Source organism: Pseudomonas sp. KCJK9016 (assembly GCF_046231795.1).
GTDB lineage: Bacteria > Pseudomonadota > Gammaproteobacteria > Pseudomonadales > Pseudomonadaceae > Aquipseudomonas > Aquipseudomonas bananamidigenes.
This window is the reverse complement of sequence record NZ_JBJJMM010000007.1, coordinates 61,117-82,924: the sequence shown is the minus strand read 5'-3', so window position 1 is coordinate 82,924 and position 21,808 is coordinate 61,117. Positions and strand designations below refer to the sequence as shown.

General features: G+C 61.0%; 24 protein-coding genes. 15 read left to right on the top strand and 9 right to left on the bottom strand.

The annotated features are described in order from the left end of the window. Window positions 1–3: 3 nt before the first annotated feature. Window positions 4–459: a RidA family protein gene (locus ACK6BI_RS08740; RefSeq protein ID WP_409316751.1), complete on the bottom strand. Its 456-nt coding sequence runs from the start codon at window positions 457–459 to the stop codon at window positions 4–6. Between the two features lie 282 nt (window positions 460–741). On the opposite strand from ACK6BI_RS08740, the gene ACK6BI_RS08735 reads away from it, so the two are divergent. Both ACK6BI_RS08735 and ACK6BI_RS08730 read left to right on the top strand, forming a co-directional pair. Next, window positions 742–1,143 carry a helix-turn-helix domain-containing protein gene (locus ACK6BI_RS08735; RefSeq protein ID WP_409316881.1) on the top strand — a complete coding sequence of 134 codons (402 nt, stop codon included), beginning with the start codon at window positions 742–744 and terminating at the stop codon, window positions 1,141–1,143. 175 nt (window positions 1,144–1,318) lie between these two features. Continuing rightward, on the top strand, window positions 1,319–1,720 hold the full coding sequence (locus ACK6BI_RS08730) for a carbohydrate-binding module family 20 domain-containing protein (protein ID WP_409316750.1): 402 nt from the start codon (window positions 1,319–1,321) through the stop codon (window positions 1,718–1,720). Between the two features lie 14 nt (window positions 1,721–1,734). On the opposite strand, the gene ACK6BI_RS08725 is transcribed toward ACK6BI_RS08730, so the two are convergent. Continuing rightward, window positions 1,735–2,619, bottom strand: coding sequence for a LysR family transcriptional regulator (locus ACK6BI_RS08725; RefSeq protein ID WP_409316749.1), 885 nt, complete (start codon window positions 2,617–2,619; stop codon window positions 1,735–1,737). A 133-nt stretch (window positions 2,620–2,752) separates the two neighbouring features. On the opposite strand from ACK6BI_RS08725, the gene ACK6BI_RS08720 reads away from it, so the two are divergent. After that, on the top strand, window positions 2,753–4,414 hold the full coding sequence (locus ACK6BI_RS08720; RefSeq protein ID WP_409316748.1) for a GMC family oxidoreductase: 1,662 nt from the start codon (window positions 2,753–2,755) through the stop codon (window positions 4,412–4,414). A gap of 136 nt (window positions 4,415–4,550) precedes the next feature. After that, a complete protein-coding gene (locus tag ACK6BI_RS08715; protein WP_409316747.1) occupies window positions 4,551–6,173 on the top strand; it encodes an MFS transporter in 1,623 nt (540 codons plus the stop codon). 180 nt (window positions 6,174–6,353) lie between these two features. Here the strand turns inward: ACK6BI_RS08715 and ACK6BI_RS08710 are convergent, their stop codons facing one another. Next, complete coding sequence (locus ACK6BI_RS08710; RefSeq protein ID WP_409316746.1) at window positions 6,354–6,722, bottom strand: DUF427 domain-containing protein; 369 nt, start codon at window positions 6,720–6,722, stop codon at window positions 6,354–6,356. A 136-nt stretch (window positions 6,723–6,858) separates the two neighbouring features. After that, window positions 6,859–8,265: a serralysin family metalloprotease gene (locus ACK6BI_RS08705; RefSeq protein WP_409316745.1), complete on the bottom strand. Its 1,407-nt coding sequence runs from the start codon at window positions 8,263–8,265 to the stop codon at window positions 6,859–6,861. A 279-nt stretch (window positions 8,266–8,544) separates the two neighbouring features. Between ACK6BI_RS08705 and ACK6BI_RS08700 the strand changes: the two genes are divergently transcribed. Then, the gene (locus ACK6BI_RS08700; RefSeq protein ID WP_409316744.1) at window positions 8,545–10,488 is read left to right on the top strand and encodes a DNA topoisomerase III; all 1,944 of its coding nucleotides are present in this window, start codon (window positions 8,545–8,547) and stop codon (window positions 10,486–10,488) included. Window positions 10,489–10,534: 46 nt separating this feature from the next. Further along, complete coding sequence (locus ACK6BI_RS08695; protein WP_065260983.1) at window positions 10,535–11,038, top strand: GNAT family N-acetyltransferase; 504 nt, start codon at window positions 10,535–10,537, stop codon at window positions 11,036–11,038. A gap of 12 nt (window positions 11,039–11,050) precedes the next feature. Here ACK6BI_RS08695 and ACK6BI_RS08690 read toward each other — a convergent pair whose 3' ends face one another. Beyond that, complete coding sequence (locus ACK6BI_RS08690) at window positions 11,051–11,422, bottom strand: hypothetical protein (RefSeq protein WP_409316743.1); 372 nt, start codon at window positions 11,420–11,422, stop codon at window positions 11,051–11,053. A gap of 127 nt (window positions 11,423–11,549) precedes the next feature. Between ACK6BI_RS08690 and ACK6BI_RS08685 the strand changes: the two genes are divergently transcribed. Beyond that, the gene (locus ACK6BI_RS08685; RefSeq protein WP_260519905.1) at window positions 11,550–11,879 is read left to right on the top strand and encodes a hypothetical protein; all 330 of its coding nucleotides are present in this window, start codon (window positions 11,550–11,552) and stop codon (window positions 11,877–11,879) included. Between the two features lie 73 nt (window positions 11,880–11,952). On the opposite strand, the gene cynR is transcribed toward ACK6BI_RS08685, so the two are convergent. Beyond that, window positions 11,953–12,831 carry a transcriptional regulator CynR gene (cynR, locus tag ACK6BI_RS08680; RefSeq protein ID WP_409316742.1) on the bottom strand — a complete coding sequence of 293 codons (879 nt, stop codon included), beginning with the start codon at window positions 12,829–12,831 and terminating at the stop codon, window positions 11,953–11,955. A 120-nt stretch (window positions 12,832–12,951) separates the two neighbouring features. On the opposite strand from cynR, the gene cynS reads away from it, so the two are divergent. From cynS to ACK6BI_RS08660, 4 genes are all read left to right on the top strand, one after another. Then, window positions 12,952–13,416 carry a cyanase gene (cynS, locus tag ACK6BI_RS08675; RefSeq protein WP_011334741.1) on the top strand — a complete coding sequence of 155 codons (465 nt, stop codon included), beginning with the start codon at window positions 12,952–12,954 and terminating at the stop codon, window positions 13,414–13,416. Between the two features lie 83 nt (window positions 13,417–13,499). After that, window positions 13,500–13,736 carry a DUF2790 domain-containing protein gene (locus ACK6BI_RS08670; RefSeq protein WP_409316741.1) on the top strand — a complete coding sequence of 79 codons (237 nt, stop codon included), beginning with the start codon at window positions 13,500–13,502 and terminating at the stop codon, window positions 13,734–13,736. Between the two features lie 12 nt (window positions 13,737–13,748). After that, complete coding sequence (locus tag ACK6BI_RS08665; RefSeq protein ID WP_260519908.1) at window positions 13,749–14,408, top strand: carbonic anhydrase; 660 nt, start codon at window positions 13,749–13,751, stop codon at window positions 14,406–14,408. A gap of 171 nt (window positions 14,409–14,579) precedes the next feature. Further along, complete coding sequence (locus ACK6BI_RS08660; protein ID WP_409316740.1) at window positions 14,580–15,353, top strand: alpha/beta fold hydrolase; 774 nt, start codon at window positions 14,580–14,582, stop codon at window positions 15,351–15,353. Window positions 15,354–15,400: 47 nt separating this feature from the next. Here the strand turns inward: ACK6BI_RS08660 and ACK6BI_RS08655 are convergent, their stop codons facing one another. Further along, window positions 15,401–16,903, bottom strand: coding sequence for an aldehyde dehydrogenase family protein (locus ACK6BI_RS08655; RefSeq protein WP_409316739.1), 1,503 nt, complete (start codon window positions 16,901–16,903; stop codon window positions 15,401–15,403). A 69-nt stretch (window positions 16,904–16,972) separates the two neighbouring features. After that, window positions 16,973–17,881 carry a glutaminase B gene (gene glsB / locus ACK6BI_RS08650; protein ID WP_085711458.1) on the bottom strand — a complete coding sequence of 303 codons (909 nt, stop codon included), beginning with the start codon at window positions 17,879–17,881 and terminating at the stop codon, window positions 16,973–16,975. A gap of 241 nt (window positions 17,882–18,122) precedes the next feature. Here glsB and ACK6BI_RS08645 point away from each other — a divergent pair, with 241 nt between their 5' ends. Together ACK6BI_RS08645 and ACK6BI_RS08640 are read left to right on the top strand one after the other, a co-directional pair. Next, window positions 18,123–18,326 (top strand): hypothetical protein, encoded by a 204-nt coding sequence (locus ACK6BI_RS08645; RefSeq protein WP_409316738.1) that lies wholly within the window; start codon window positions 18,123–18,125, stop codon window positions 18,324–18,326. 57 nt (window positions 18,327–18,383) lie between these two features. Beyond that, the gene (locus tag ACK6BI_RS08640; protein ID WP_409316737.1) at window positions 18,384–18,899 is read left to right on the top strand and encodes a DoxX family protein; all 516 of its coding nucleotides are present in this window, start codon (window positions 18,384–18,386) and stop codon (window positions 18,897–18,899) included. Window positions 18,900–18,902: 3 nt separating this feature from the next. On the opposite strand, the gene ACK6BI_RS08635 is transcribed toward ACK6BI_RS08640, so the two are convergent. After that, window positions 18,903–20,507: a murein L,D-transpeptidase gene (locus ACK6BI_RS08635; RefSeq protein WP_409316736.1), complete on the bottom strand. Its 1,605-nt coding sequence runs from the start codon at window positions 20,505–20,507 to the stop codon at window positions 18,903–18,905. A gap of 154 nt (window positions 20,508–20,661) precedes the next feature. Between ACK6BI_RS08635 and ACK6BI_RS08630 the strand changes: the two genes are divergently transcribed. Together ACK6BI_RS08630 and ACK6BI_RS08625 are read left to right on the top strand one after the other, a co-directional pair. Continuing rightward, window positions 20,662–21,375, top strand: coding sequence for a murein L,D-transpeptidase catalytic domain family protein (locus tag ACK6BI_RS08630; RefSeq protein WP_409316735.1), 714 nt, complete (start codon window positions 20,662–20,664; stop codon window positions 21,373–21,375). A 168-nt stretch (window positions 21,376–21,543) separates the two neighbouring features. Then, entirely contained in the window at window positions 21,544–21,801 is a 258-nt protein-coding gene (locus ACK6BI_RS08625) for a DUF2790 domain-containing protein (protein WP_409316734.1), read from the top strand. Window positions 21,802–21,808 lie beyond the last annotated feature (7 nt).

Below are 21,808 nucleotides of genomic sequence, written 5' to 3'. Positions count from 1 at the left end.
CATCTATTTCGCGCCAATCACGGCCTTGCATGCGATCTCGATCAGTTGCGGACGTTGGGCAAGTCTCGACACGCCAATGATATTGCTCGCGCACTGAGGCCGCTCGGTGCCATAGGCGGCCTTGCGCACTTTGCCGACAACCGCGAAGGCGGCATCCATGTCCAGCACGTAGAGCGTTTCCTCGACAACGTCCTGCAAGGTTGCGCCATACAAGGCGAGCAGCTTCGCAATGTTGTCGTAGGAGACCTGCATCTGTTTTCCCATCGAAGAAAAATCACTGGGTTTTCCGTCGGCGTCCAGCGGCGCCGGGGCGACCAGATTTCCTTCCTCATCATGGTTGAACTGGCCTGATACGTAGATTTCGTTTCCTGCCCGCCTCGCCTGCGGATAGCCATAGGTCTCCTCCCAGGGCACGCCCCAGTAAGCGGTCTGCTCGTTAAGCGGTTGTGAAGCTGCCATCGCATTCTCCTGCATGAGGGATCGATCTGATCCATAGGGGTGGGCGAATGCTAGCAGCGCAAACACGCATTCTGTGGCGCAAAAATGAGCCCACAAGAGCGCAAAAGTGCGCCACCGATAAACATTTTGTTTCGTTATCTTTTGCTCGCCCTCAGCAATGACGCTGAGGAACGCACTTGTGGTTCGCCGGCCCCAGGGGCTGTTCACAGACTTGTAACGTGTGCGGTGTCGACCGTGTCGGGTCAGCCGCACGCATCCTGTTACCTGAATTTCCGGATGTGTATGAACATGGATAAATCTACCGTGCTGGCGACGCTCGCCCTGACTTCGACCGGACAGCTCAAATCCTGGCAGATAAAAACGGCCAAACAACTGATGCTGGACAGGCTGGATACCGGTATTTCCGTGACTGAACTGGCCGATGCCTGCGCATTGTCACGCAGTCATTTCTCCCGCCTGTTCAAGGAAAGCACCCGGATGTCCCCGCAACAATGGCTGCGCGAGCAGCGGGTCATGAAAAGCAGGGCATTATTGAAGGATTCCTCGATGCTGCTCACAGAGATCGCACTGGAATGCGGGTTCTGCGATCAATCTCACTTCTGTCGTACGTTCGCCAAAGTGGAAGGCATGTCACCCAAAGCCTGGAAACTACAAGCCGTCGGCCCGATTCCGGTCGCGGCTTGAAACGGCAAGGCATTACCGGCGCACGGGACCGGAACAGGCCGGATCCCGGGCGAAATTGACGAACACCCTGCAACGCTATCGCCAAGTGCTCTAAAGAACTGTCAGTTCTGTCAGGTTACTTAACGTCTGGCTGAGCATAGGCTCAACTCAACGATAGTAAGTCGAGGCATTCAGCATGTTCCGGATTCTTCATCCAGTGCCACAGGGAATTCTCCTGCTGGGGATGCTGACCCTGTTCAGCAGCGCACAGAGCGTTACGCTCACGTACATCCTCAATGTGGATTTTCAATGCGATAACGGCGTAACGACACAGGGCTACAGTGTCTACGTGGTCGGCGCACCACCCGAGTTAGGCAACTGGGATCCGGCCAAAGCCGTAAAACTCGATCCGAGTTCCTACCCATCATGGACAGGCACGATTCAATTCAAGGGCTCGAATCCCGGTGACGATGTGGCCTGGAAATGCATCGTTCGCAACGAAACCAATCCGGGCGACGTGCAAATGTGGCAACCCGGCTCCGATAACCACGTGGCACTGGCTTTCAAGCCAGTGCCAAAAAGTGTTGGGCGGTTCTGAGCCGAACGAAGCTTCTAGCCCATCAATAACTTACGCTCCCCCTCGCACAAGCCAACAACGTAATCCCAGACAACTCGAAGTCTGACCGACTTGTGCAACTCCCGCCGCGTACTGATCCAGTAACTGCGCTCGATACTTTCCTGCGGCAACAGCGCCACCAGATCCGGATCGGACGCGGCCATGTAGCAAGGCAGCACCGCAATCCCCAGCCCTGAACGGGCCGCCTGTTGCTGGGCAATCACGCTGGTGCTGTGAAACACCACCCGCGGATTGCGGCAGAAGCTGTTGAGGAACATCAGTTCCTGACTGAACAGCAGATCGTCGACATAGCCGATCCACGCATGCCGCCCGAGATCCTCGCGACTGTTCAGTGGCGGTGCGCTGTCCAGATAACGTTGACTGGCGTAGAGCGCGAGTCGGTAATCGGTAAGCTTGCGGGTGACCAGCATGTCCGCCGCCGGCCGTTCCAGGTGAATGCTGATTTCCGCCTCGCGGTTGAGGATGCTGACAAAGCGCGGCACTGCCACCAGCTCCACTTCCAGCCCCGGATAACGCTCGAACAGTCCGATCATGCGGCTGGCAAGGAACATGATGCCCAGTCCTTCCGTCACGCCGACACGGATCTTGCCCAGCGGCGCCGTCGATTGAGTGATTTCCTCCTGGGCCAGCAGGGCGACGTTTTCCATGGCTTCGGCGTGCTTGAGCAGCGCCTCCCCTGCCGGAGTCATTTCGTAGCCCTGGGCCTGCTGGACGAACAGCGCGGTGCCGAGGCTTTTTTCGATGGCCTCGATATGCCGGGCAACGGTGGCGTGAGTGGTGTTCAGGCGGCGGGCAGCGGTGAGCAGCCGGCCGCTGCGCTGCAACTCGAGAAAGAACCGCAGGTCGTTCCAATCGAACATGGCTTGTCCTTGTCGACTATCGTCAGGAAGCGCTGTTTGAAAACGAACAGCGGCTGCGCAAAAACTAACATTCTTTTGACGAAAGCTAACAACTAGGATGACTGACAACAAAAACAATAAGCGAGGTCAGGGAATGCAGACGTCCCTCGATGAATTCGATTACATCGTGGTCGGCGCCGGGCCGGCCGGGTGTTTGCTGGCCAATCGGCTGTCGGCGGATCCACAGCGACGTGTGCTGTTGCTGGAGGCCGGCGGGCGCGACAACTATCCGTGGATTCACATCCCCGTGGGTTACCTGTTCTGCATCGGCAACCCGCGCACCGACTGGTGCTTCAAGACCGAAGAACAACCGGGCCTCAATGGCCGCGCACTGAGTTATCCGCGTGGCAAGGTGCTGGGTGGCTGCTCTTCGATCAACGGCATGATCTACATGCGTGGCCAGGCCAACGACTACGACGGCTGGGCCGCCGAGGGTAATCCGGGCTGGACCTGGAATGACGTGCTGCCGCTGTTCAAACAGAGCGAAAACCACTTCGCCGGCGCGGCGCAATTTCATGGCGACAAGGGTGAATGGCGGGTCGAACGTCAGCGCCTGTCGTGGCCGATTCTCGATGCGTTCCGCAGCGCTGCCGAGCAAAGCGGCATCGCCAGCATCGATGACTTCAACCAGGGCGACAACGAGGGTTGCGGTTACTTTCAGGTCAATCAGAAAGCCGGGGTGCGCTGGAATGCGGCGAAGGCGTTTCTCAAACCGATCCGGGGCCGGGTCAATCTCACGGTGTTGACCGATATCGAAGTGGATCGCGTGCTGTTCGAGGACGGTCGTGCCTCAAGGGTCAGCGCCCGTTGGCAGGGCCAGGTGAAAAGCTTCAAGGCGCGCAAGGAAATCGTGTTGTGCGCCGGCTCCGTGGGCTCGCCGAGCATTCTACAGCGCTCCGGGATCGGCCCGCGTCCGCTGCTGGAAAAACTCGGGATCGGCGTGGTGCATGAACTGCCGGGGGTTGGCGGCAACCTGCAGGATCATCTGCAATTGCGGCTGATCTACAAACTGGAAAATGCCCGCACCCTCAACCAGATTGCTGGCACTGTGTGGGGCAAGATGGGCATGGGCCTGCGCTATCTGTATGACCGCAGCGGGCCGTTGTCGATGGCGCCGAGTCAACTGGGCGCATTTGCCCGCTCGGGGCCCGAGCAGACCTCGGCCAATCTCGAATATCACGTGCAGCCGCTGTCGCTGGAGCGCTTCGGCGAGCCGTTGCACAGTTTCCCAGCGTTCACCGCGTCAGTGTGTGACTTGCGCCCGCAGAGCCGTGGCCGGGTCGAGATCCGTTCAGCAGACCCGCAAACCGCGCCACTGATTCAACCCAACTACTTGAGCCATCCCGAAGACCTGCGTGTGGCCGCCGACGCGATCCGCCTGACCCGGCGCATCGTCAGCGCTCCGGCCCTGCGAGCCTTCAACCCGGTGGAATACCTGCCCGGCGCCAGCCTGCAAACCGAAGAACAATTGCACGAAGCGGCGGCGAAGATCGGCACAACGATTTTCCACCCGGTCGGGACCTGTCGCATGGGCAATGACACGGACGCGGTGGTCGATGCGCAGTTGCGCGTGCATGGCGTGCCGGGCCTGCGGATTGCCGATGCGTCGATCATGCCGCGCATTACCTCGGGCAACACCTGTTCGCCTACGCTGATGATTGCTGAAAAAGCGGCACAGCTGATTCTTTCTCCACCTGCAAGCCCCGCCCCTGTGGGAGCGAGCCTGCTCGCGAATGCGGTCGCCCATTCAACATAGATGGCGACTGAAAGGACGCCTTCGCGAGCAGGCTCGCTCCCACCATTTTTTTCATCCGACAAAAAAGCATCGCGCATCACCCGGACACGCAACACCAGTGGAAACAACAAAAACAATCACTGTGAGGGATACCGATATGTCAGAACACGCTCAGTCGCTGGACGCCGTGCGCAGCACGGACGCCGGCTCCGATACCCGAAAGGTCATCTTCGCCTCGTCCCTGGGGACGGTGTTCGAGTGGTATGACTTCTTCCTCTACGGCGCCCTGGCGGCGGTGATCAGCAAGCAGTTCTTCGCCGGGGTCAACGACACCACAGCGTTCATCTTCGCGCTGATGGCGTTTGCCGCAGGCTTCATCGTGAGGCCGTTCGGGGCGCTGGTGTTCGGTCGGTTGGGGGACATGATCGGACGCAAATACACCTTCCTTGCGACCATCATTCTGATGGGCGTGGCCACGTTCGCAGTGGGTCTGTTGCCCACCTACGCCAGTATCGGCATCGCTGCGCCGATCATTCTCGTGGTGTTGCGCATGCTTCAAGGCCTGGCCCTGGGTGGCGAATACGGCGGCGCCGCAACCTACGTGGCGGAACACGCACCGATCGGCAAACGGGGTTTCCATACGAGCTGGATTCAATCCACCGCGACCCTCGGTCTGCTGCTGTCGCTGCTGGTGGTGCTCGGTTGCCGCTACTTCACTGGCGATCAGTTTGAAGTCTGGGGCTGGCGCATTCCGTTCCTGCTGTCGATCGTCCTGCTGGGGATTTCCACCTGGATTCGCCTGAGCCTGCATGAGTCGCCGGCGTATCTGAAGATGAAAGAGGAAGGCAAGGCCAGCAAGGCGCCGATCCGCGAATCCTTCGGCAAATGGGAAAACCTCAAGGTCGTGCTGATCGCTCTGTTCAGCATCAATGCCGGGCAAGCGGTGACCTTCTACGCCGCGCAGTTCTACGTGCTGTTCTTCCTCACCCAGTTCCTGAAGATGGACCCGGCGGTGGCCAACAGTCTGTTGATCATCAGCGTGGTGATCGGCGCGCCGTTCTTCATCTTTTTTGGCTGGCTGTCGGACAAGGTCGGACGCAAACCGGTGCTGATGCTCGGCCTGCTGCTGGCCACGGCACTGTACTTCCCGATCTTCAAATCCCTGGCGCACTATGCCAACCCGGCCATCGACCAGGCCAGCCAGCAGGCACCGATCACCGTTGTGGCCGACCCGGCCACCTGCACCTTCCAGTTCGATCCGGTGGGCAAGGCCAAATTCGACAGCCCGTGCGACAAGGTCAAGACCTTCCTGGTCAAACAGGGCCTGCCCTACTCCAGCGTCGCAGCGCCTGCCGGCAGCGCGGTGCAAGTGAGCGTCGGCGATGTGAAACTCGACGGTTTCGACGAGGCCGCCCTGCGCGGCGCCATCACCCTCGCCGGCTACCCGCAGCAGGCTGACATGCAGCAGATCAACAAGCCGATGATCGTGGCCCTGATCGTCGCGCTGATCATCCTCTCCGCCATGTGCTACGGCCCGCTCGCGGCGCTGATGGTCGAACTGTTCCCGACCCGCATCCGCTACACCTCGATGTCCCTGCCGTACCACATCGGCAATGGCTGGTTCGGCGGTTTCCTGCCGACCGTGTCGTTTGCGCTGGTGGTGTACACCGGGGATATCTTCTACGGGCTGTGGTACCCGGTGCTGATTACCGGAGTGAGCCTGGTGGTGGGAATGATTTGTCTGCGTGAGACGAAGAATATCGACCTCGACAAGAACTGAGAAACCAGGTCAATACGAGCACTGAAGACCATCCGTGGCGAGGGAGCTTGCTCCCGCCGGGTCGCGAAGCGACCCCGAAACCTGCAATGTCGCGCTTCAGGTTTTTGCGACGGCTGCGCCGCCGAGCGGGAGCAAGCTCCCTCGCCACAGGATAGGTTGGCTTATCACATGTGCATGCGTTCAGACTTCCCCCTCGAGCAATTCAAACTTCACCTGGTCGGGATAGAACGCGACGTAGTCCTTGATCTGGCTGACCGAAATTTTCGGATGTTCGTAGGTCCACACCGCGTTCGCGCCCTCATGTCCGGGCACTTGCAGACTGAAGTAATTGGCGTCGCCCTTGTAGGGGCAATAACTCGTGTGGTCAGTGCGGGTGAAATACTTTTCGTCGATGTCTTCGCGGGGGATGTAGTAGACCGGCGGATAGTTGGCTTCAAGCAGCACCAGTGCTCGGGCCGACGCGGCGACCTGAATGCCGTGGAACTTCACCAATACGCAGCCTGGCTGCTCGGCGATGGTGATGACGGGACTGGGACCGGAGGTTTTCATCGGGTGCTCCTGACAACGGCTGAGAGACCGGTTCAGGTATAACCCATGCAGCGCGATCCCGTCGGGTTCGCAGCCGAACGGTTTTTCCGCTCCGAAAAACCGCAGCCCGTGAAGGCCGCGGTTTTCCGTTTTCAGATCAGGCGACGATATCGCTCGCCAGGGCCTGCCCCACCACACCCACTGCAAAGTCCACCGAGCCCTGACCTGTGAGGTCGATCATCAGGCTGGTCTGGTTGGTCTGTGCGAAGTAAGTGAGGATCGCGTCGCCCGCATGCCCGGTGAAGCCGCTGACGAAGTTCAGTGTGGCCGCACCCGATGCGAAACCGGCAATCCCGGACAGGTCGATCTTGTCCAGACCGCTGGTGAAATCCATGATCCAGTCCGGCGCGGTCATGGTCGAGTCGCTGGCTGCGCCGAACACGAAGGTGTCCGCGCCTTCCCCGCCCCACAGCGTGTCGCCGCCGCCACCGCCGTAGATGATGTCATTGCCGGCACCGCCGATCAGTTCGTTGGCCGCGCTGTTGCCGATCAACAAGTCATTTCCCGAACCGCCAATGGCATTTTCCACGGTCACGCCATAGGCGATGGACACGTTGCCCACCAGACCACCAACGTCGGAGAACGAACCTTCGTTGAGGTTGATCTTCTGGTTCTGGCTGAAACCGGAGAAGTCCAGCGTATCGTTGCCGCCGCCGTCCCACACCGAGAACACCACTTTGGAGGTGTTCGAAGTAGCGCTGTAGTAGTCACGACCGGCGTTGGAGTTGAAACCGTACACGGTGTCATCGGCACGGGTTTCGTAGTTGGCGCCGTAGAGTTTCTGCACGGCGACGATGTCGTCCAGCAACGGTGCCGAGGCGTAAGCGCCACTGCCGTCCTTGCTGAAGTTCTGGTCGGTGTTGGCTTCGCTCCAGTAACTCATCAGGCTGTAGCCGCGGGTGTCTTCGGCGTATTTGGCATCGTTGTAGGTCGGATTGCCGTTGCCGGCGTTGTAGGCGCCCGGGTGCGACAGGCCGAGGGTGTGGCCGATTTCGTGGGTCAGGGTCTGGCGCCCGTAGTTGTTGGTGCCCGGAGTCTTGTTGACCTGGTACTGATCGTTGATCAGGTACCACGATTGACCGTCGTAGCTGCTGCCCTGCGGCAGGTAGGCAAACGCCGCGCCGCCGGTGCTGACGTCGTAGTTGCCGAAGGTCATGTGGCCGTCGCCGCCCTTGCCTTCGGTGAAGGTGACTTTGGCCACGTCCGACCAGGACTGCATCGATAGCACGGCCTGGGCCTTTTGCAGAGCGCTGAACTCGCTGAAGTTGCCCAGTTTGGGGTTGTAGTTCGACGGCTTTTCGGTGAGGAAGGTATAAGTCAGATCGATCTTGCCGTCGGCATTCTTGTCCTGCCACGACATGCCTTTGCGCAGGATTTCGTCAGCGGCCTGGTCGGCGGTGAACGACGGTTTGCCATTGACGGTTCCGGTGCCGCGGTCATACAGGTGGCTGAAAGTGTCGACGGCAGTGAAGGCGCTGCTGGCCTGGGAGGAAGGTTGAGACATGGTGTACGTCCTTGTTTCTGGATGGTCAGTGTCAGACAGAAAAGCGGCGATCTTCTGGCGAGATCGTCCTGTCACTCGCCCTGTTGAGGCGATTCGAACCTGACACAATGCCGGACGTGAGCGCCATTCAATTTCTCGATAGCGTCCCCGATTGCCCCGACGCAGGCTGTCATGACCGGCAATCCTTTTATCTGTATATCCATACAGATAAAAGTTGCCCCGGCGCCCGACTCAGGCCATTCTGTGCGCCTCTGCGGGCAATGATCGACGATGGTGGTTATGCGGCTGTACCTCTGTGAAAAACCTTCCCAGGCCAAGGACATTGCGGCCGTGCTCGGCGCCAGACGCCGGGGTGACGGCTGCTGGCTGGGAACGGACGTCACAGTGACCTGGTGCATCGGCCACCTGCTGGAAACCGCGCCCCCCGACGCCTACGACGCCCGCTACAAACGCTGGGTGCTGGCGGATCTGCCGATCATCCCCGACCAATGGAAAATGACCGTCAAGCCGCGCACCGCCAGCCAGTACAAGGCGGTCAAGCGCCTGCTCGGCGAGGCCAGCGAACTGATCATCGCCACCGATGCCGACCGTGAAGGCGAAATGATCGCCCGGGAACTGGTGGAACATTGCCGCTATCGCGGGCCGATCCGCCGCTTGTGGCTGTCGGCGCTGGACGAAGCCTCGATCCGCAAGGCCCTGGCCGCACTCAAACCGGGCGCCGAAACCTTCAGCCTGTATCACTCGGCTCTGGGGCGCTCACGGGCCGACTGGCTGATCGGAATGAACATGAGTCGCCTGTTCACCCTGCTCGGTCGGCAATCGGGCTATCAAGGCGTGCTGCCGGTGGGCCGGGTGCAGACGCCGACCCTGCGGCTGGTGGTGGATCGCGACCGCAGCATTGCCGACTTCGTGCCGGTGGCGTACTGGGCCATCGATGTGCAACTGCTGCACGACGGCACGCCGTTCACGGCACAATGGCGCGCACCGGGCGATGCCTGTGACGATCAGGATCGTTGCCTCGATCAGGCTCTCGCCCAGCGAGCGGCCGCCGCAATCAGCAGCGCTGCCAGCGCCCGGGTGGTCAAACTGCGTACCGAGCGCATGCGCGAAGTGGCGCCCCTGCCCTTCGATCTCGGCACCTTGCAGGAAGTCTGTTCGAAGAAGCTCGGCCTCGGCGCCCAGGAGACCCTCGACATCGCCCAGGCCCTCTACGAAACCTACAAAGTCATCACCTACCCGCGCAGCGATTGCGGCTACCTGCCCCTGAGCCAGCACGGTGAGGCACCGGGGATTCTCGCAGCCCTGCGTCAGGCGGATACGGGCCTCGAAGCCTTGCGCGAACATCTGGAGCCGCAGCGCCGCTCCCGCGCCTGGAACGACGCCAGGGTCAGCGCCCACCACGGCATCATTCCCACCGCCGCCGCGAAGAATCTGGAACGCCTGACCGGCAAGCACCGTGCGGTCTACACCTTGATCCGTGCACGGTATCTGGCGCAGTTCCTGCCCAACCACGAATACGATCGCACCCAGGCCGATTTCGACTGTGCCGGTGAAGCCCTGCGCGCCGTCGGCAAGCAGATCATCGAACCGGGTTGGAAACGCGCATTGCCGGAAGCACTGGCTCCCGCCAAGGGCCGTGAAGCCCCTGCGCCACAAACCCTGCCGACGCTGAGCCAGGACGCCGAGTGCGCCATCGCTGACGTAAAGCTCAAGGACCTGTGGACGCAGCCACCCAAACCCTACACCGAAGGCGATCTGATCAAGGCGATGAAGAACGTTGCCAGACTGGTGGAAGATCCGCTGCTCAAGCAGAAACTCAAGGACACCACCGGCATCGGCACCGAAGCCACCCGTGCTTCGATCATTCAAGGCTTGCTGGATCGCGGTTATCTGAGGAAAAACGGCAAGGCCCTGTCCGCCACACCTGCCGCGTTCAGCCTGATCGACGCGGTGCCACGGGCGATTGCCGACCCCGGCACGACCGCAATCTGGGAACAGGCGCTGGACATGGTGCAAAGTGGCGAGATGAGCCTGGAAGAGTTCGTCACCAAACAGGCTGCGTGGATGAGCAAACAGGTGACCCGTTGCGCCGGCCTGAGCCTGACCATCAGCGGCCCACCACCTGCCGGCAAGGCCGCTGCCCCCTGGAAAAACAAGCGCAAGACCACCCGGCGCAAAACCACCGGCACAGGCAAACGCCCTGCAAAACCGGCTGCCAAATAATTCGCTGCGCGCTACTGTTTGTGCAGTGATTGTCAGGAGCCGCGGCATGTCTGTCATCGAACTGCGCGTCGCCCGGCGCGACGAACTGGACACCCTTGAAAACCTGATGCAGTTCTACACCTACGACTTCAGCGAATGGCTGCCGCTGAAGCTCGCAGAGCATGGTTTTTTCCCGATCCAGATGAAGGACGATTACTGGCGCCAGCCGGGAACCCGACCGTTCCTGATTCACGTCGACGGCGAACTGGCAGGCTTCGTGACCGTCGATGATCACCTTCTCATCGAAGGCGCCGATTACAACATCGGCTATTTCTTCGTCAGCCGGCGTTGGCGTGGCCAAGGCGTCGCGCAGTTTGTCGCCTCCGCCCTCTTGAGTCACTTGCCCGGGCGATGGCAGATTTTCCATGTCGACGCCAACCTGCCGGCGCGGCGCTTCTGGGCGAAGGTGATCAACGAGTTGAGTGGCGGCGAATTCACCCGCCAGCAACGCATCGTCGATGGCTATCCCTGCACTTTCTACAGCCTTGGCAGCCCCTCTGACGCTGCCTGAATCACCCTTTTCTCATTCCGGAATGACTTTGTCCGACAATATGTAGTGACCAAAAATAATCACTACAAAACCGTTGACGGCGTCGTTTGGCTTTTGCATGATGCAGACGTCGCCCCGTTCGGGAGCGCTGGTAACCCGTTTGGGCAGGCTGGTCTGGCCGCTGAGCTGTTTTTTCCGGATACACCCTGCCCACAAGGCAGATTGAAGAAGCTGACCTGGCCTGAACGTCCAGTACAAGGACGAGAAGCGCTGGCGAAAATTCTCAAGACGCTTGTGGTCGACCCTGAAAACGTCGTCAAGGAGCCTCCCGGTTTTCGCTGCTTCTCCTCGTTGTGACGCTATTGCGTAGCAGTTATTCAACACGACTACATGCAACAGATGCATGACCCCGTACTTCATACGGGCGACCGCTGACGTCCTGGTTTCGGTGCCAGGGATCAACTAACCGATGGGCTACCTGTATTAGCGAATCAACTTTGAAAGATCACCAGACTGGTCAAGGGGCAATATCATGAATCTGAACAATCAACCTACTATCGAAGAACTGGCTCGTATGTTCGCGGCAAAAAAAGACAGCCACGACAGCCATATTCTGTGGATCAGCAAGTCGGGTCAGGTCCATATCGACTGCCTGTCGCCCCATGCTGGTGAAGAAGAGTTCGACCGGAACAACCAGAACCTGCTGGCCCGCCTGAAGATGTACCGCCGCGGCCAAGGCTATGTCGGCAAGAAAGCCGCGGCCGACAAGGACTTCATCGGTAATGTTCTGCAAACGCTGAAACAGGCGTGGGACTCGATGCAGAACAAAAACGAAGTCCGGGTGATTGATCGGTTCTGCTAAGTTGCAACTTCAATAAACAAAAGGGCCTGCTTCCGATAAGGAGCAGGCCCTTTTTATTGCTCGCAAACAATGTTCATGAACGGGTTTCCAGCACCCTCTCCATGAACGCCACCGCCGCCGCACTGTGATAGTTATTCTTGCGCCGCAACAACGCCGCCCCCCGCTGCGGCGCCTCACTCTCCACACGTAACCGGCGCAACGCCCGGTCCTCGGTGGCAATCGCCTCCGGCAGCATGGTCGCAATCGGCGCATGCCGGATCACTTCCAGCAACGAACTCACCGAGTTCACCTCGATCTGCACCTTGGGCGTGATGCCGTGCTGCCGGAAATACTCATCAATCGACACGCGCGTAATGAAATCCGACGTCAACAGTGCGAAATCCAGCTGTGCAATGTCGTCCGGCGTCAGCACTGCAGCACTCTCATACAACGGATGTTCGCGCCCGACCATCACTCCCAGCGTCTCGACAAATGCCGGAATGCACTCGATATCGGGACTGCGCACCGGGGTAAAGGCAATCGCGATATCCAGCGAGTCATCCGCCAGCCCGGCCTCGATGTCATCCATCGACAACTCGAAAATCTCCAGGTGGATCCCCGGATATCGCGCCACGTAATCACGCACCAACGGCCCGACCAGATACGCCATGAATGTCGGCGTCATGGCCAGGCGCAATGAGCCTCGGGACAAGTCCTTCACGTCATGCAACGCACGCTTGCCCGCTTCCAGTTCCACCAGCACCCGCCGCGCGCATTCGATATAGGCCTCACCGGCATCGGTGGGTCTGACCGAGCGCGAGGTGCGGTCGAACAGTTCCACCCCCAGGCTTTCCTCCAGTTGGCGGATCTGTTGCGACAGGGTCGGCTGCGACACGTGCAGCGCCTCGGCCGCCCGGGTGAAACCGCCGTGATCGGCCACGGCCAGCAGGTAACGCAAATGTCGCAGCAGCATGGGACGCTCCATCTATAGGCTGTACTTATGCTTCGCATTGTATATCGGTCTTGGACGCTATGGATCAATCAGCAGAAGATGAACCCCACACAGCAAGCCAACCCCGAAAGGAGAAGCACCATGCAATCCCAAGCCTACAACGACAGCCGCATCGCCCTGACCACCCGCGCGCTGGACGCCAAAGCGCAGAAGAATCTGTCGTGGCAGGATCTGGCCGACGGCACCGGTCTGAGCCTGGCCTACGTCACCGCCGCCCTGCTCGGCCAGCACCCGCTGCCAAAAGCCGCTGCCGAAGTGGTCGGCGACAAGCTTGAGCTGAGCGCCGAAGACGTCGCCGCCCTGCAAATCATCCCGCTGCGCGGCAGCCTCGACGGTGTGCCGACCGACCCGACCATCTACCGCTTCCACGAGATGATCCAGATCTACGGCACCACCCTGAAGGCACTGGTTCACGAGCAGTTCGGTGACGGCATCATCAGCGCGATCAACTTCAAGCTCGACATCAAGAAAGTCGAAGACCCAGAAGGCGGCTCCCGCGCGGTGGTCACCCTCGACGGCAAGTTCCTCCCGCTGCGTCCGTTCTGACCCGTCCGGGCTCGCACCCCGCGTGCGGGCCCACCCCAACCTGATTTGCCAAGTCGTCACCACATTCGTCTGGAGGCTGCCCCATGCAAAAAATTCTGTTGACCCTGGCCCTGCTCTCCGGCCTCGCCGCCCAGGCCCAGGCTGATGAAGAGGTCGTTGCCTATCGCTACGGCATGCAACTGGACATCGCGCAGGTCGTGAGCATCACCCCGGTGGCCGACATCTGCGGTGTAGTGCCGGTCGAGATGACTTACCTCGACAGTCACGGCGCAAAACACGTTCTTCAATACAGCGAATTCGGCACCGGCTGCTCGAACTGAGAGGACAACACCATGAAAAACCTGATCGAAGGCTTCCTGAAATTCCAGAGCGAAGCCTTTCCGCAACGCACCGAACTGTTCAAGTATCTGGCGACCACCCAGACGCCAGGCACCTTGTTCATCACCTGCTCCGACAGCCGTGTCGTGCCCGAGCTGCTGACGCAACAGGAACCCGGCGAGCTGTTCGTGATCCGCAACGCCGGCAATATCGTGCCGTCCTACAGCCCGCATCCGGGCGGTGTTTCAGCGACGGTGGAATACGCGGTTGCCGTGCTCGGCGTCACCGACATCGTGATCTGCGGCCACTCCGATTGCGGGGCAATGACCGCCATCGCCCAGTGCAAATGCATGGATCACCTGCCCGCCGTCAGCGGCTGGCTGCAACACGCAGAATCGGCAAAAGTGGTCAACGAATCACGGCCACACGCCAATGACGCCGCCAAGCTCAGTTCGATGGTGCGCGAGAACGTGATCGCGCAACTGGCGAACATCCAGACCCACCCGAGCGTGCGTCTGGCCCAGGAAAAAGGCCTGCTCAACCTGCACGGCTGGGTCTACGACATCGAGACCGGCTCCATCGATGCCCTGACAGCGGATCGCCGCACCTTCGTCTCGCTGGCCGAGCAACCAACGACCTGCGCGGTCTACGGCCAATCGGTCGATGCCGCCTGAACCGGACGCCCCGCACCTGCCGGGGCGTTTGCTTTGTATCAGCGTGTAGCCAGCGCCCCGCCAGACACAGTTCCATGCACCCGCGCCGGGAGGCGGACACATCAGCGATACAGCCAGCGCTTTGAATAAGCCCGAACGCTGCATTCCTCCTCCCGACACAAGGAACATTCGATGAACAAACTGTTTGCAGGACTGGCTCTTACCGCCGCCATGGCAGCCGCGACTTCGGCGATGGCTGCCGAGAAACCCACCGTGGTGCTGGTGCACGGTGCCTTCGCCGATTCCAGCAGTTGGAACGGTGTGGTGAAGATTCTGGAAAAGGACGGCTATCCGGTGGTCGCCGCCGCCAACCCGTTGCGTACCCTCAAGGGTGATGCGCAATCGGTCGCCGACGTGCTGGCCGGGATCAAATCACCTGTGGTGCTAGTCGGCCACTCCTACGGCGGGCCGGTCATCAGCGAAGCCGCGTACGGCAACGCCAATGTGAAAGCCTTGGTGTATGTCGCCGCGTTTGCGCCCGAAACCGGTGAAACCGTGGCCGGACTGGCCGGCAAATTCCCCGGCAGCACCCTTGGCCCGACCCTCGCGCCGCCCGTTGCCCTGAAGGACGGAGGCAAGGATCTGTACATCCAGCAGGACAAGTTCCACGGCCAGTTCGCCGCCGACGTGCCGAACGCCGACGCGAAACTGATGGCTGCGACCCAGCGCCCGGTCACCGAAGCGGCGTTGAACGAGGCCGCCAGCGAGCCGGCGTGGAAAACGATTCCTTCGTGGTTCGTGTACGGCGACAAGGACAAGAACATTCCGCCGCAAGCCATGGCGTTCATGGCCGAACGGGCGCACGCGAAAAAGACCGTGGTGGTCAGGGGCGCGTCCCATGTGGTGATGGTATCGAATCCCAAAGCCGTGGCCAGCCTGATCGAAACCGCCGCCACCGCCAAGTGATACAAAAACGCCGCGCCTGTCATTGCGACAGGCGCGGCGTTTGTATTTTAGCGTTTGACGCCCAGATCGATCTGGCTCATGCGGCTGCGCACGGTGAATACTCCGTCGCCCGAAAGAATCGCGCTGCGGGCGAACAGGCGACCGCTTTCCCAGTTCGAAAGGCCCAGCTCCGGCTTGTTCAGCGCGTACTGGCCATCAACCCAACGGGTAATGCCGTTGCCCACGAACGGCGCGTTGACCGCGTTGTAGAAACGCTCCTGAGTCACAGCATCTTCGCTGATCAACGACACGGTGAACTGCGGGCTGTAACGATTGAACAGCGCAATCGCCTGTTCCAGATCGTCGACGATCATCAGGCTGGTTTCCGGGGTTTCTTCCCATTCCCACTCGCGTCCCAGTTGTGCTTCGGGCAAAGGCTCGGCCAGGGCTTCGGTCCGGTATCCCTCGGCGCGATAGACCTCGACCGTCGCGCTCTGCCAGTCGCCCGGCAAGTAACTTTCGCTGCCTTCGACAATGTGCAATTTGCAGCCCTGACCGCGCGCGGTGCCGGCCTGCTGCAAGGCATCGAGGAACAATGGCACCAATTCGGCGGCACGGTCGCGCTGGATCAGGCAGACGTTCAAGGTGTTGCAGACCTTGCGATCCAGCGAGTTACGCACCACGGCGGCGAAGCGCTTGGCGTCGGCATCACGGTCGGCGATCAGCCATGCGCCACCGGTGCCGTGCAGGCTGACGGCGGTGCCGGCCTGCTGGGCGATGCTGCCCAACTGGCTGACAGCACGGCCCGAACCACGGGCCACGGCCAGCGACAGACGCCGGTCGGCGAACATCGCCCAACCGGCGGCGTGGTTGACGCTCTCCACCAGCGAGACCGCACCTGCCGGCAGAGCGGCATCGGCCAGCGCCGGATTCAGGGCATGAGTGACGATGGCCTGCGCGGTGCCCAAGGCATCGCTGCCAATGCGCAGCACGGCGGTGTTGCCGGTACGCAGTACGCCTGCGGCATCGGCAAAGACATTTGGCCGACCTTCGAACACGAACGCGACGATGCCCAGCGGCGACACCACCTGCTCGACCTTCCAGCCGTCATGCTCGACGCTGCTGATCACTTTGCCACGGGTGGCTGGCGCGTCACGCCAGGCGCGCAGGCCGGCGATCATGTCGCGGCGCATGCGCTCATCGGCGAGCAAGCGGGTCGTGGAACGACCGCGTGCCTTGGCCCGTTCGATGTCGGCGAGATTCGCGGCTTCGATGAGTGCCCAGGCGTCCGGGTTTTCCAGGCGTTGAGCGAACAGATCGAAGAAGCGGCTGATCGCTTCATCCGACACGGCGGACAACGCCGTAAACGCGGCCGCTGCACGCTCGATCGCCACCGAAGCGGCCTGTTGATCCGCCACCGGAATCAGCAACAGCTCGCCGCTCACCTGCTCCACCAACAGGTGGTCGCCGGGTCGGAAACGCTCGGCCAGTTCGGGGCTGACCACGGTGACGCGGTTACCGGCGAAAGGGATGGGCGTGCCAGCGACGAGACGTTCGAGCGCGAGAGACATGGAGCGGATTCACCATATTGAGGGCGGCCGGAAAATGTATAGCTTGCCCACCCTCAAAGCAACACAGGCTCAGAACACCGACCAGCCGATCCGCGAACTGAGCATTTCCAGCGCCGCCATGCCCGCCAGCGAGTTGCCCGCCGCGTTGAGCTCCGGCGACCACACGCACACCGTGAACTGCCCCGGCACCACCGCAACGATACCGCCGCCGACGCCGCTCTTGCCCGGCAGGCCGACGCGGTAGGCGAAGTTGCCGGCCTCATCGTAGAGACCGCTGGTGGCCATGATCGAGTTGACTTGCTGGGTCTGGCGGCGGGTCAGGATCTGTTCGCCGCTGTGCTTGCAATAGCCGTCGTTGGCCAGGAAACAGAATGCCCGGGCCAGATCGATACAGCTCATGCGCAACGCGCAGTGACTGAAGTAGCTGCGCAGCACTGCTTCGACATCGTTGTGGAAATTGCCGAAGGATTGCATCAGGTAAGCCATTGCCGCATTGCGTGCGCGGTGCTGGTATTCGGAATCGGCGACTTTGCCATCGACCATTACTTGCGGATTGCCCGACAGCCGCCGCACGAAATCGCGCATCGACAAGGCCGGCGCGGCGAAGCGCGACTGGTTGATGTCACAGATCACCAGCGCCCCGGCATTGATGAACGGATTGCGTGGACGGCCACGTTCGAATTCCAGCTGCACCAGCGAGTTGAACGGCTGACCGGACGGTTCGTGACCCAGTCGCTCCCAGATCGCCTCGCCGGAGTGTTCGATGGCCTGAACCAGGCTGAACACCTTGGAAATACTCTGTACCGAGAACAGCGTCTCGGCATCGCCGGCGCAATACATCTCGCCGTCATTGCCATATACGGCGATGCCCAGTTGATCGGGCGGCACGGTGCCGAGGGCGGGAATGTAGTCAGCCACCTTGCCCTGCCCGATCAGGGGCCGGACTGCGTCAAGGATCTCGTTCAACAGCGCTTGCATGCCGGGTCTCGAAGTCTCGCCCCATGGGATTGCGGGGACACGGTGGCTAGACGCTGCACCCGCCGGCCGAATCACACCGCGTTCGTGTATCGCACTGTATATGGCGCAACCCCATACACACCATGAGCGCAAATCCCCCGACAGACGACACATCCCCGATACAGCCCGACGTTCAAATGAGCCTGTCGATCGGCAGCCCCGATCAAGCCTTTGAACTCATATTCCTTATCGGAGATTCACCATGACCACGCTCTCGAAAAACGCTTTGACCCTCGGCCTGCTGCTGGCCGGCGGTATTGTCCTGTCCAACGCGGCTTCGGCCTCCGAAGCGTTCAGCGTCAAGCAACTGGATCACGGTTACAGCCAGACTCAGGCCCAGGCCGATACCCCGGAAAAAACCTCGGAAGGCAAATGCGGTGAAGGCAAGTGCGGCGCCGGCGAATAACCCTCTTCACGGGGCATCCCGGTGCCCCTTTTTCCCTTGCTTGAATGGAGTTCTCCCATGACAACCGCCCTCTCGACCGCCGTCAAAGGCCTGCACCTGAACCTCGATCGCGCCGGCCAGTGGTTGGCGCCGCTGACCCTGCGCCTGTTCATCGCCTGGGAGTTTTTCGAATCGGGCCTGGAGAAATTCAACGGCCAGAACTGGTTCGAAGACATTCAGGACCGTTTCCCGTTTCCCTTCGATCACTTGCCGGCGACGCTGAACTGGGAGCTGTCGATGTGGGCCGAGCTGATCTGCGCCCTGGCAATCCTGATCGGATTTGGCACGCGGATCTCGGCGATTTCGTTGATTGTCGTGACCGTGGTCGCGACCGCTGCCGTGCACTGGCCGGCAGACTGGTCGTCGTTGAGCGAACTGGCCCAGGGTTACGCGATCACCAACAAGGGCTTCGGCAACTTCAAACTGCCGGCGATTTACCTGGCGGCGCTGGTGCCGCTGGTGTTCGCCGGGGCCGGCAGGTTGAGCGTGGATGCGTGGCTGGCGCGACGCTTCTGGAAACGCGCCAACCGTTGAGGATCAGTGCGCCCGGTCCAGACCCGCCAGCAACGCGCTGTCATGGCTGTAGATGTCCGGCGCATAGATCACCCGGCCCTGCCCGTCGACCTGGGCCGTCCAGTAAGTCATCAGGATCGGCACCGGATTGCTCAGGCGAAATTCATGGGTGGTGCCGGTGGCCAGCAAGGTGTCGGTACGGGCTCTTTCTGCCGGGCTGAGCAAGTAGTCGCGCAGTTTCATCGGATGCTCGACCCGCACACAACCGGAACTGAACGCCCGCGGGCCTTTATCGAACAGCGCCTTGCTCGGTGTGTCATGCAAGTACACCGAGAACGGATTGGGGAAGCGAATGACCATCTGCCCCAGCGGATTGCGTGGCCCGGCGTCCTGGCGCAGAAGGATGTTGCCGGGGTTGTCCCAGTCAATGTCGGCGGCGGCCAGCGGCTGACCGTTGGCATCTAGCACCTGCAGGTTCTGACGGCTGAGGAAGGTCTGGTCCTTGCGGATTTCCGGCAGTTTGTCTTCCTTCCAGATGGTCGGCGGTACGGTCCAGGTCGGGTTCAGCGTCAGGCGCGTCACGCGGGATTTGAGCAACGGCGTCTGGCGCTCGGCGCGCCCGACCTGGGTGCGGGTCTGCCACACCGGCAGGCCGCCCTGATACAAGGTCAGTTCGGCAGCGGCGACGTTGACCAGCAAACCATCGGGCTCCATGTCCTGGGCCAGCCAGCGGAACCGCTCCAGGTTGATCCGCAGTTGTTCGCGGCGGGTCAGCGGGCTGATGTTCATCTCGGCAATGGTCCCCGGCCCGACCACACCGTCGGCCTGCAACGAATGACTCGCCTGAAAACGCTTCACCGCCTCCACCAGCACACCGTGATAAGCGTTATCCGGCGTGCCGACCACACTGCTCAGATAACCTTCGCTGTACAACCGTCTGGCCAGATCCGGCACGCGTTTGTCTTCCATGTCCGGGCGCAACAGCGGCCCGTTGCCCACCGGTTGCCAGTGCGGCAAGGCCTGCAGGCGTTGTGCAGCGTAGAGATGACGCAGATTCCGGTATTGCACCAGGCGCGGGCGGGCCAGATCGAATGCGGCAGCCACGTCATGCATGCCCGGCACGGCGATGGCGAGCAACTCGGCCTGACGGTCAAGGGGCGTATCGTCGGCGTGCCACAGCGGTTCGAAATGCGACTGCAGCAGGCGACCGTAATGCAGGTCCTGCAAGGCCTGCAGGTAGTTGCGGCTGATGTCGATGTCGGCACACAGCTCGCCGTCCTGCGGGGCCGTGTCAGCGACCGGATAGCGTTTCGGATTCAGGCCATCGTCGGCCAACGATTGCAATTGCGCATGCAAGGCCGGCAATTGTCCGGCCGCCGCCCACACCGGCATCCAGTCCTGCTGCCGGTAGAACGCCTGCAGTTGCTCCAGGGCCGGGCCACTGAGGTGGGCGGCAATCGCCGGGCAGGCCTGAGGCAGACTGATCAACGCGGCCTGCAACGGACTCTGCGGCTCAACGGGCGCTTGCGCCGCAAGCGTCGGCAGTGCCGGCAACGGCTCTTCAGCACAAACGACAAACGGCGCAGCGAGCAGACAAATGCTCAAGTAGCATGCGTACTTTTTGAACAACTGCTTTACTCCAATCCGTGGCCGTCTTGATTGACGGTCAACCTTACATCAGGTGCGGTGATACAGTCAGGTCCGATTCGCGGGCCGGGCCGGGGGACGACTGGACGTCAGGAGCCAAAGTGCCAAACAAGTAGCCAGTGAGGACTCACTATAAATGTTGACGTTTTTGCGCCGACTTCTGCTGACTGCCGCTGCCATGGGGCTGGTGACCAGTCAGGTTCTTGCCGCCGGCACCCCTTCGCCGGTTCTCTACAACAGCCTCGCCCACGCCGCGCCGGAACTCAATCCCCAGGCGCTGAAAGGTGCCTTGAACGCCATGCAATGCGCGATCAACAACGGTGCGAAACAGTCCCGGCACCTGGCGATTATCGACTATTCGCAACCTTCCACCGAGCGGCGTCTGTGGATTTTCGACCTGACACAGAAAAAACTGATCCTGCGTGACCTGGTCGCCCACGGCTCGAAGTCCGGCGATAACTTCGCCACGCGCTTCTCCAACCGTGAAGGCAGTTTCCAGTCCAGCCTTGGACTGTTCCGCACTCAGGAAAGTTACGAAGGCACCCATGGTTATTCGCTGCGCATGGACGGTCTGGAGCCGGGCGTCAACGACATGGCCCGCGACCGCGCCATCGTGATCCACGCCGCCGATTACGTGAATCTGTTCTGGAGCAAACGCACGGGCCGGCTGGGTCGCAGCCAGGGTTGTCCGGCGGTGCGTCCGCAAGTGGCCCGGCGGGTGATCGACAGCCTGAAGGACGGCCAGTACATGTTTTCCTGGTACCCGGATCAGCATTGGCTGAAGTCTTCGCCGTACCTCAACTGCCAGCCACAGCAGATCGCGAGCATTCTCAGCACCCACGGCAGTTGAAAACCACACCCTGTCAAAACAATCCCCTGCCTGTGCAGGGGATTTGTGTTTTCAGGGTTTCATTACAGCTTTGTCATGGAGTTGTCGGTTTGCCGAGCGGATCGCCCGGTAGCCTGAAGTTGTTCCGGCACACCTGCCGATCCACTTCACCGACACGAGTGACCCACCATGAAAACCCTGATCCTGGCCTTCACCGCCCTCCTCGCCACCGGTTCCGTGTTCGCCGCACAAATGCCCGAGCGCACGGTGATTCACGACACCAACGGCTTCTACGTGCATCTGGATGTCGACAAAGTCCTCTCCAGCACCGATATTTCCCAGACCTGCGGCATCGTCCCGGCCCGGCTCGATTACCTCGACCACCAGGGCCGCGAACATGTGCTGGATTATCAAGTGCAAGGCAGCGGCTGCACCAATGACCATTGAGGCGCGT